General features: G+C 49.7%; 8 protein-coding genes. 3 read left to right on the top strand and 5 right to left on the bottom strand.

Translation table 11 applies throughout. The annotated features are described in order from the left end of the window. The first annotated feature begins 575 nt into the window (after window positions 1–575). The 3 genes from BWI97_RS11495 (at window position 576) to BWI97_RS11485 (ending at window position 3,950) form a co-directional block, all read left to right on the top strand. Complete coding sequence (locus tag BWI97_RS11495) at window positions 576–1,517, top strand: TonB-dependent receptor plug domain-containing protein (protein WP_102201102.1); 942 nt, start codon at window positions 576–578, stop codon at window positions 1,515–1,517. Further along, window positions 1,412–2,956 carry a TonB-dependent receptor plug domain-containing protein gene (locus BWI97_RS11490; RefSeq protein WP_369826558.1) on the top strand — a complete coding sequence of 515 codons (1,545 nt, stop codon included), beginning with the start codon at window positions 1,412–1,414 and terminating at the stop codon, window positions 2,954–2,956. The genes BWI97_RS11495 and BWI97_RS11490 overlap by 106 nt, the downstream gene beginning before the upstream one ends. Window positions 2,957–3,062: 106 nt before the next feature. After that, a complete protein-coding gene (locus tag BWI97_RS11485; protein WP_094811279.1) occupies window positions 3,063–3,950 on the top strand; it encodes a DUF4249 domain-containing protein in 888 nt (295 codons plus the stop codon). Between the two features lie 57 nt (window positions 3,951–4,007). Here BWI97_RS11485 and BWI97_RS11480 read toward each other — a convergent pair whose 3' ends face one another. From BWI97_RS11480 to BWI97_RS11460, 5 genes are all read right to left on the bottom strand, one after another. Continuing rightward, window positions 4,008–5,519 carry a choice-of-anchor I family protein gene (locus tag BWI97_RS11480; RefSeq protein ID WP_102201100.1) on the bottom strand — a complete coding sequence of 504 codons (1,512 nt, stop codon included), beginning with the start codon at window positions 5,517–5,519 and terminating at the stop codon, window positions 4,008–4,010. A 136-nt stretch (window positions 5,520–5,655) separates the two neighbouring features. Further along, the gene (locus BWI97_RS11475) at window positions 5,656–6,258 is read right to left on the bottom strand and encodes a hypothetical protein (RefSeq protein WP_102201099.1); all 603 of its coding nucleotides are present in this window, start codon (window positions 6,256–6,258) and stop codon (window positions 5,656–5,658) included. Window positions 6,259–6,484: 226 nt separating this feature from the next. Next, window positions 6,485–7,009: a thioesterase family protein gene (locus tag BWI97_RS11470; RefSeq protein ID WP_102201098.1), complete on the bottom strand. Its 525-nt coding sequence runs from the start codon at window positions 7,007–7,009 to the stop codon at window positions 6,485–6,487. Between the two features lie 44 nt (window positions 7,010–7,053). Further along, entirely contained in the window at window positions 7,054–8,268 is a 1,215-nt protein-coding gene (locus BWI97_RS11465) for an NADH-quinone oxidoreductase subunit D (protein WP_102201097.1), read from the bottom strand. 72 nt (window positions 8,269–8,340) lie between these two features. Then, complete coding sequence (locus tag BWI97_RS11460; protein WP_102201096.1) at window positions 8,341–9,171, bottom strand: 1-acyl-sn-glycerol-3-phosphate acyltransferase; 831 nt, start codon at window positions 9,169–9,171, stop codon at window positions 8,341–8,343. Window positions 9,172–9,431: the final 260 nt, after the last annotated feature.

The raw sequence follows: 9,431 nt of genomic DNA, 5'->3' as shown, positions 1-9,431 counted from the left end.
ATGAATGGTACGTGTAGAAGCCTGGGAGAACTTGGACAGGCTTGATGACAGCCATTTTTTTTGTAGAGAAGAGCCTTCGCTATTTTAATACTACTGTTTATCAAATCTTTAAAAAAATAAGCGAAGGCTATAGCGACGAACGAACGAATTTTTTTAGAAGTAGTAAAGAGAAAAGCTTCCCTTTTTACGTAAGTACCACAAGTGACTAATCATACACAAGGGAGAGTTGGATTATAAAAAGTAGTTTTTAGATCCTACGGATAATTCTACACATACGTTAAGAAAAAGCTTTTGTACTTGCTAAACGTATGGTAAGTTGTGTATGCTTAGTAGATCCAACCTACCCGCACCACTCAGACGTATGCATTCAGTACTGAAAACCCAAGACCTGGTCTTGAAGAATCGAGTACCGATTGAACGTGTCGCTGCCTCCAATGGCCTTAGGTAGCGATCATTCCACACCATTGATTGTATGATGAATGAGTCGTTCGCCACGACTTGGGCTGCCGCGTACGCTCAGCCATATCTATATCTGTTAGCGTCGATGCCAGCGGCGTCGAAAAGCCAGAAAATCAATGCGGATAAAAGAGCTTTACCTGGGGCTTTGGATTGGAATTACTTTAGGACTTTCAAAGGCAAACCTCGCTTTTGCCCAACAGAGGCCCTATACGCTCAGTGGTTTCGTAACGGATGGAGCCAGTGCTCGTCCCTTGGCGGGGGTTTTGGTATCGGTTCGGAATCAGCACATGCGTACCCGTCCGGACGGGTATTATCGACTGGAGGTACCCGCGGATACGGCTCTGCCAGTTGCGTATACTTTATCGGGTTATCAGAATCAGGAGATCGTGCTGCGATTATTGAGTGATTGCCAACACCATGTAATGCTGAACGTTCAGACCAAAGAACTGAAGGAAGTCGTGGTAAAATCAGCTTCGGTACGGGCTTCGGAGTCGGTGCAGATGTCGGGCCTGTCGGTGCCGATCGAGCAGGTTAAAGCAATGCCGACGCTTCTGGGAGAAAAGGACGTCATCAAGGCGTTGCAACTGCTACCGGGCGTACAGAAGGGCTCGGAAGGATCGACCGGATTATATGTACGCGGCGGTGGGCCGGATCAGAACCTGGTACTACTCGATGACATTCCCGTTTACCACACTTCGCATGTATTCGGCTTTTTCTCGCTCTTTAACGGGGACGCGATTGAATCCGTGGACTTGACCAAGGGTGGTTTCCCGGCCCGATTCGGGGGACGACTGTCTTCCGTAATCGAACTCAAAGCCCGCGATGGCGATCGGGAAAAGTTCCACGGTGAAGGCGGAATTGGCCTCATCTCCAGCCGAATGACGCTGGAGGGACCAATTGCCAAGGGGAAGTCTTCTTTTCTGATTTCAGCCCGTCGGACCTACGCCGATTTATTACTGAATCTAATTCAGTCGGGAGCTTCGGATCAGAATGGGTATTTCTACGATCTGAATCTAAAAACTACCTTCGACATCAGTCTGGTAATACCCTTTCTCTGACGGCTTATACGGGAGAAGATCGCTTTATCTACAACACCAAAGGTACCATCACGAGAGAAAACGGGAAGGCCAACTGGCGAAATGCGGCGGCGGCTCTACGGTGGAATCACCGCTTCAGTAATCGCTTGCAAGCCACAACGGCTCTACTCTACACCCACTATAATTCCACCGTTAATCTGGTGCGTCATGTGGTACGGGATACGGAACGGGCTTCGTATCGCCTGCAAAACAAATCGTACATCGAGGATTTCAGCCTGAAAACGGATTTCAATTGGGCATTGGGTGAAAAACATACGATCCGGACGGGGCTGATTCTAACCGCCCACCATTTCCGACCCAGTACCTACACCAGCGTAGATGAGGCCGTTCAGGGCCCTGAATCCGTACTGATGAACCGGGATACCTGGGAAGCGGCGGCTTATGCGGAAGATACGTACGCTCCCTTTCCAGCTTTGAAAATCAACGCGGGCATTCGGTACAGCGGCTTTCGGACCGGAACCAAAGACTACCTCCAACCGGAACCCAGGCTGGCGATTGCCTATTCGTTGCCCCGGAATTGGGCGATCAAGGCCTCGGCCGCTTCGATGAGTCAGTACGTGCATTTGCTGGCCAACTCCGGCTTCGGCTTACCAACGGATTTATGGATTCCATCCACGCAACGTACCAAACCGCAGCTCTCTAAACAGGCGGCATTCGGCGTAGCGAAGGACTTTCGTTCGGGCGTCACGTTTACGGCGGAAGGCTTTTACAAAACCATGGATCGGATGGTGTCTTACAAGGAAGGGTCTACTTCGCTGGCGTACACGATTTCGGGCGGCGGTAGCTGGGAAGACCAGATTACGCAGGGCAGGGGCTGGAGTTACGGAGCGGAATTTCTACTACAGAAGAAAACTGGCCGATTTACGGGCTGGGCGGGGTATACCCTTTCGTGGACGAAACAACAGTTTGATAAGCTCAATTTTGGTCGCTGGTTTTATGCCCGGTATGACCGCCGCCACGATCTTTCCCTGGTCGGCATTTATCACCTCAACGCCAACGTTACGCTTTCCAGTACCTGGGTGTACGGTACCAGTCCGGCCCTGACCATGCCGCAGGGGCAATACTGGATTTCGAATAATTCCGGACTGGATTTACTGGGGAGCGACAAAGCGTATTACACCGGACGGGTATTTGAAGAGTACGGTCGGCGGAATGGTTTCCGGGCAGCTCCGTATCAGCACCTGGATGTGGCGGTGCAGTTTCACAAGAAAAAGCGTCGCTTCGAGCGTACCTGGGAAATCAGCGTCTATAACCTCTATAATCAGCAAAATCCCTTTATCTATTACTTCGATACGGTAGATGTTTCCACCGATCCGAAAGTTAAGAAGTACGAGAATCGTCTCAAGCAGGTGACTCTGTTTCCCATCATGCCGAGTGTATCGTACGGGTTTAAATTTTAGTGGCGAATCAGTAGCCGCCGCTGGGATTAGTCGATGAAAGTCAATATTTCCTTTCGTAGGAATCAATGAACAGTGAAATCTTTTTTCCCATCAAACGTATCAACCCATGAAGACTAAACGATTACTGCTCGCTCTGCTGGGCATGTCGAGTTGTACGCAGGAGCTGAATGACCTCTCCATCGAAAGTGATCGAAAGCTGGTGATTGAATGTTATTTGAACCCGGCCAGTCCGGACATTCGGGTGCTGGTCAAACAAACCAAACCCATTCAGGGTGCAGGAAGTGGCGACCGTTCGCCGGGCCCATCGGTTACGAATGCAAATGTGTTACTATCGGACGGCAAGCAGCAGATACGAATTCCTTTTGATGATAATAGCGACCAGTATCGGCTTGAGGCAGTGAAGTATAAACTGGTGGCTGGGCGTAGCTACACGCTTCGGGTATCGGCGAAGGGTTTTCCGGAAACTTCGGCCTCCTGTACGATTCCGAAGCCGATGAGTACGCTGCAATCCAGGGACGGAAAACTGACCTACATTCCCGACGATAATAAGTTATTCAAAGTGTATAAAAAACGGACACTTTCCTGGAATATCACGCAGACCAATGCCACGCATTATTATCTGGTGGGCAGCGGCGAAGGAAAGCTTACGCCTGTACAATTAAATGGCCGGGATTCGGCCGTGGTAGCACTGGAAAAAACGCAGGTAGTGGCGTTTTTGACCAATACCGGCAAATCAATTTCAACGCCGCAACTCGATTTTTTACTGGGGCAGGCCAGGAAGGTGAATGATCCGCAAATCATCAGTGAGGCCCCGGTATATACCTTTGTGTATCATGTCGATCCCAATTACTATCAGTTTATGGAATCCGTGAAATTACAGCGGGAGGTAGGGGACAACCCCTTCGCCGAGCCCGTCCCGATTTATACGAATATAAAGAACGGGCTCGGCATTTTCGGGGCGGCGGTAGTGCACGTAAAAAAACTCGAAAAGTAACGCCGCTCACCCCGATTGGTAACCGTCATGGAATGATCGGGGTGAGCGAAATGCTATCTACAAACGGTCCGGCTGATAAACTTTTACCGTACCATCGCCTTCACTGCTAACAATCAACATACTACGACCATTTGGGCTTTTGTCGGGAGCTACGAACAGAATTCCTTCGGGAGCGTCGCCCGTACGTAACAATTGCAGAAACTGAGGAGCTTTGGGATTACTCACGTCGTAAATAGCCACGGCATCGGCCCGTTCCAGAGCGATGAAAGCAATCGGTTTGCCATTCACCATACCCACGGTAACGCCTTCGGGTTCGACCCCTTTATCATCCGAACGGCTATCGTCGTAGGCACCCGCTTTGACTACTTCTTCCTCCATACTCTTCCCGGAATTGTAAATCAGTTGACCCGTAGCGGCCTCCCGAATACTGAACCCACGGCCACCAAAGGCGTACAGTTCATCATAATCACCGTCCTTATCCGTATCACCCAGGGTCTTGGTTACGTACAGACGACCCAGCTGCTCTTTCTTTTGTAAAGTTGCCGCATTCGGAAATTTCACGGGGTCCAGCTTTAGCGTGCTAATGCGGGCCTGTTCCACAAAGGCATCGTACTCGCGGGCATCGCCTTCGTTGGCTGTGATGAGATAACCGGCGTTATTCACGTTGAAATAGGAAATGGCGTCGGGCAGATACAGTGATTTGATCGGCCAGGTGGCAAAGGCAATTTTACCGTCTTCGTTGGAAGGATCAATCGCGTTTTCAGCTAAGCTTACATCCACCGTACCCAGCGGATGCAGTTTTATAATCGCACCACCCAACAGATCTACTTCCGCAATACCATTGTTTTCCTGGAGTGTTACCCAGGCTTTTTTAGAATCCTGCGAAATGGCTACGTACTCCGGTTCAATATCCTGAGCAAAGCTGGCATTTGGCCCAAAAATCCGGAAACCACCGTTTTGCAGCTGAGCCTGTAGCGGAGCAAATGAATCGAAGGTAAGCGTACGAATGCTGTAATTGTTGGTGACATCAATGATGGAAATTGAGCCTGCCGGATCGTTCGTATAGCTGGCATTGGGTTCGCCTTCATTGGCCGTTACGATGTATTTGCCGTCGGGGCTGAAAGTCACCATGTCGGGCAGTGCACCCACGGTAATCTGCTTCAGCTGCGTCAGAGTTTTGGTATCCATCACGATGACGCTACCGTTAGCCTGCTTGTTGGTGGCTTCCAGAGCAATCGCTAGTTTGCCTTCCGAGACCGACACGCTATTGGCTACACCGCCCAGGGCCGAGATGTCGATGGACTGAATCTTCGTAACTGTGGGTAAGGCCGAAAGGTCCAGTACATCCACCAGAGCTTTGGCTTCGTTGTTAACGGTAAAGAGCCGTTTGGTTGCCGGATCGTAAGCGGAGATTTCAGCCGCCGCTTCACCACCAATTTTAGTGGAAGACACCTCGCGGAAAGCCGCCGGGTTTTCAGTAGGATCAGGTTGGGGATTGTGATCTTTTACGCAGGCCTGGAAAGCCACTGCCAGTACGCATAAGGCGATCCAATTCTTGTTCCGTAACATGCTTGTGTAGAGTGTAGTGAGAGGAACAAAAATAGAAGCCGGGTCCGGGCGATACAGGGCTGAAACCGAAGCGTAATGATTATTTAATACAAGGTCAGCAGGCTTAAAATAACGGTAATATTCGAACGGTTTTGGGCTAGAAATGGTACCCTGCGGTTAGCCCCAGCATGGAGCTGATAGCGGTATCTAAGTTGGCAAACGTAAAGCGGGCTCCCAGACTTACGTTGACTTTGGGAATGCGGTATTCATAGTCGGCGGCTAATTGATAACCCAGCGAGTGACCTTTGACGTGATTGACCTCAGCCAGGTAATAAAGAATGTGGCCAGTGTCCAGCACCCGATACTGAGCACGTCCCAGAAGTTCTTCATCGCGGTACCAGAAGGCGGGGCCTCCACCCAGCCGGAAGGCATGGTTTGGGTGTTTGAGTACATCAAAAAAGATACTCGCCTCCACCATTACTCGCTCCCGTCGCTTTCCTTCCAGAACCAGATCGGATGCGTGTAGGGTATGAGGAGTCGATAGATAGCCCATACCGCCTTCCAATGTCCAGCGTTGGGTGAAATGCCGATTGTACCGCACCATCACGCGGCGAGCCGTACCGTCCGGAGCATCCAGACTCAGATGATCTACACCCAGACGAATACTGTTTTTAGGAAAGGAATTTACGACAGGCGTTTGAGCTTGACTGGAAAAACAAATGCCCCATAAAAACAGGCTGCTCAGTACAATTAATTTCATGCGGTTAAAGGCGTTTTTAAGTACTTATACTTTGTTGTTGCCACTATAAATCAATGAAGAAAAACAAAGCTATTAAAAAGCAGAATAAAGGTTTGTTAAAAACCATTAAAAAAGCAACGCGTACAAAAAAAGGACCTTCTGGAATCCCTTTTTGTACGCGTTGCTTACTAGAAAATGATGAAAGTAGATTCGAATATTAAATCGTTTCAATCTAACGTTTCATCGTTTAATATCGTCCTTCCGCTAGTGCTGTTTTAATCTGTTTGATTCGTTCGTTAAACGTAATATTTACATAATCTACACCTTCAACGGCTACGGTTTGTAAGAAGCGATGAATATCTTCCTGATGCGGAATAACTTTTCCCGTAGCAACCGAGATGTATTTGGCCGTTGACCACATGACGTTTTTTAACTCCGTTTTATTTTCATTCGTCATGACGTATTCCGTCACCATCGTACTTTCATCGAAATAAATGATGCTGGTAATAATAGTCACCCATTCACTGACGCGGGCTGGCCGAATGTATCCAATCTGGTGATTATACACGACCCAGCTTGCGTTGTGTTTCTTGAAGGTATAATCCATCGTAAAACCGTACATGGAGAAGACATGATCTTCGCGAGCGTTGAAATAATAATCCAGATACTTGGCATTATTCAGGTGCTGTAAGGGGTCGCAATCCTGAAAACGAATCAATGAATGCGATTCCGTTTTTTTCTGATAAGGCCGTTCGGGGTCTAATTGAAACATAAATTTTTTAAGTATAGATTTTGCAGAAGAAGTGTTTAATGCGTCTACCGATCCACTTCGCCCATAACCAGATCCAGGGAACCAATGACGGCAACCAGATCGGCCAGTAAAGCTCCGCGACTGATTTCGGAAATGACGGAAAGGTTATGAAACGAAGGTCCCCGCGATTTCATCCGAACGGGTACGTCGGATTTCCCGTCGGTACGGATGTAGAAACCCAGTTCGCCTTTCGAGCCTTCGCCCCGTACGTAGCAGTCCATGGCTTTCGGACGGATTTTCTTCGGTACAAAGGCCTGCGGATCAAAGTCTGAGGTACGTTTGTGCGTACTGGTCAACTGAGCCAGGCACTGCTCCACAATTTTGAGCGATTCCCAGCATTCCAGCACCCGTACGTTGTTACGATCCCAGCAGTCGCCTACCGTACCCATTTTGCCTTCTCCCATGGGAATGTCAAAATCAAGTTCAGGGTAAACGGAATACGCATCCACTTTTCGCAAATCCCAGCGTAGACCCGAGCCGCGTAGTACCGGACCCGTGCAGCCGTAATCGATCGCCGTGGCCAGGGGGAGTACGCCGACATTCGCCGTCCGACGTACGAAGATTTCGTTCTCAATGACCAGTTGCTGTAGTTCTACCAGCTTGGGTCTGAGGTACTTGACCAGATCGCGGCAACGCTCCTCAAAACCCACGGGCAGATCGTAGAACAAACCACCAATCCAGATGTAATTGTAGAGCATACGGGCTCCGCAAATCCATTCCAGCATCCGCTGAATGTGTTCCCGATCCCGCATGAGCCACAGGAACGGGGTATAGGCACCAATATCCAGGGCGTACGAACCAATGGCGACAAAGTGCGAAGCCAGTCGGTTCAGTTCGGCCACCAGTACCCGGATGTATTCCACGCGTTTCGGAATTTCCTTGTCGATACCCAGCATCTTTTCCACGCCCATTACGTAGACGTGTTCCGAATTCATGGCCGCCAGGTAGTCCATCCGATCGACGAAAGGAATGGTCTGGTTGAAGGGCAGGTTTTCGGCGTGTTTTTCAAAACAGCGGTGCAGGTAACCCAAATGCGGGACTACATCCACAATCAACTCGCCGTCGCTGATGATCTCCAGCCGGAGCACCCCGTGCGTCGAAGGGTGCTGCGGCCCCATGTTCAGGATCATCTCTTCCGACTTCAGATCTTCCAGTTTATACTTGTTCGGATCCGAGCGGAAGTGGTTTTCAGGTTTGTATTCGTATTGAATAGCGGGCATAGTGTGAAGTGAAGAAACGTGGTGTCAAAAGTAGGCGTCAAAGGCCGGATCGAATGAAAAAAAAGCAGAAAACTAGGTGCCGGAAGACGCCGTCTTTTCCGCCTGTTTTTTCACGTACCATTGTTTGCCCTCTGGATAGTCCTGTTCCAGAAAGGCTTCCACGTGCGTAATGATTTCCTCCACGGAAAGGGAGGGATCAAACCGCATGGGTTCTTTAAAGGTGACCGAAAGAGTAGTGCCCCGTTTTTTCAGTAAGAGCCCTTTTTTGTCAAAAGCCCGACGAAAGCCATTGATGACGACGGGTACCACAATCGGCTGGTGCTCCTTGATCAAATGCCCGGTACCTTTTCGTACGGGGGCGTACGGGCTGGTGGTACCCTGCGGAAAACTCACCACCCAGCCATCCGAAAGGCCTTTACCAATTTTATCACCGGCGGATTTGTCTACTTCCCGTTTCACGTCATGCCCCTTCGCCCGCCAGGAGCGGTTGATGGTAATCCCGCCGGCCTGAGCAAAAATTCGCGGGACCAGGCCACTGTCTTTCATGGTTTCGGAGGCGGCTACGTAATACATCCGGGCCCGGGGAGCCAGCAGGTAAATGGGCAGTCCAATCCAGTTTCGGAATCCCCATTTGACACTACAGAAGATGTGGTAGAAGCAGATCACATCGGCAAAGTAGGTCTGGTGGTTGGACAGAAACAGTACGCCGCTTTCCGGGAGTTTTTCCAGGTGTTCGGTGCCCTTGATAACCGTTTTGTTGGTCCACATGTACCGGGCCCAGGTCAAAGAGCCCAGCGTACCAATGAGAACGCGTTTGGTAAATACGAGATTTCCGAAAGGATCACGCTCAAAAAAGCCGAAGACATCGACCATTTCCAGAAACTTCCGTAGAATGGATTTCATGGGTTGAGGTTAATTATAATTTATCGACGTTAGTTGCAACATTCAGTCGGGGTTTCGTCCTGCAAGCACGGCTGTTCGGTAGCCCATGAGCCTCTCCACGCCTAACGACAGCCTGCACGATGCCACCGCATTGCGGCTGTCGTAGGTCGTTCCGCTGCTCATGGGCGGGAGGGGTTTTCATCTTCAAATACTAGCTGTTGGCTGGTTGGTTGATGTTTCATAGGTATTAAAATACAGTCGAAAACCTTCATGGGCGGCAT

The sequence above is a fragment of the Siphonobacter sp. BAB-5405 genome (assembly GCF_002872335.1).
Classification (GTDB): Bacteria; Bacteroidota; Bacteroidia; order Cytophagales; family Spirosomataceae; genus Siphonobacter.
Note: the sequence above shows the minus strand (reverse complement) of the source record. Positions and strands in the feature narration are given on the sequence as shown.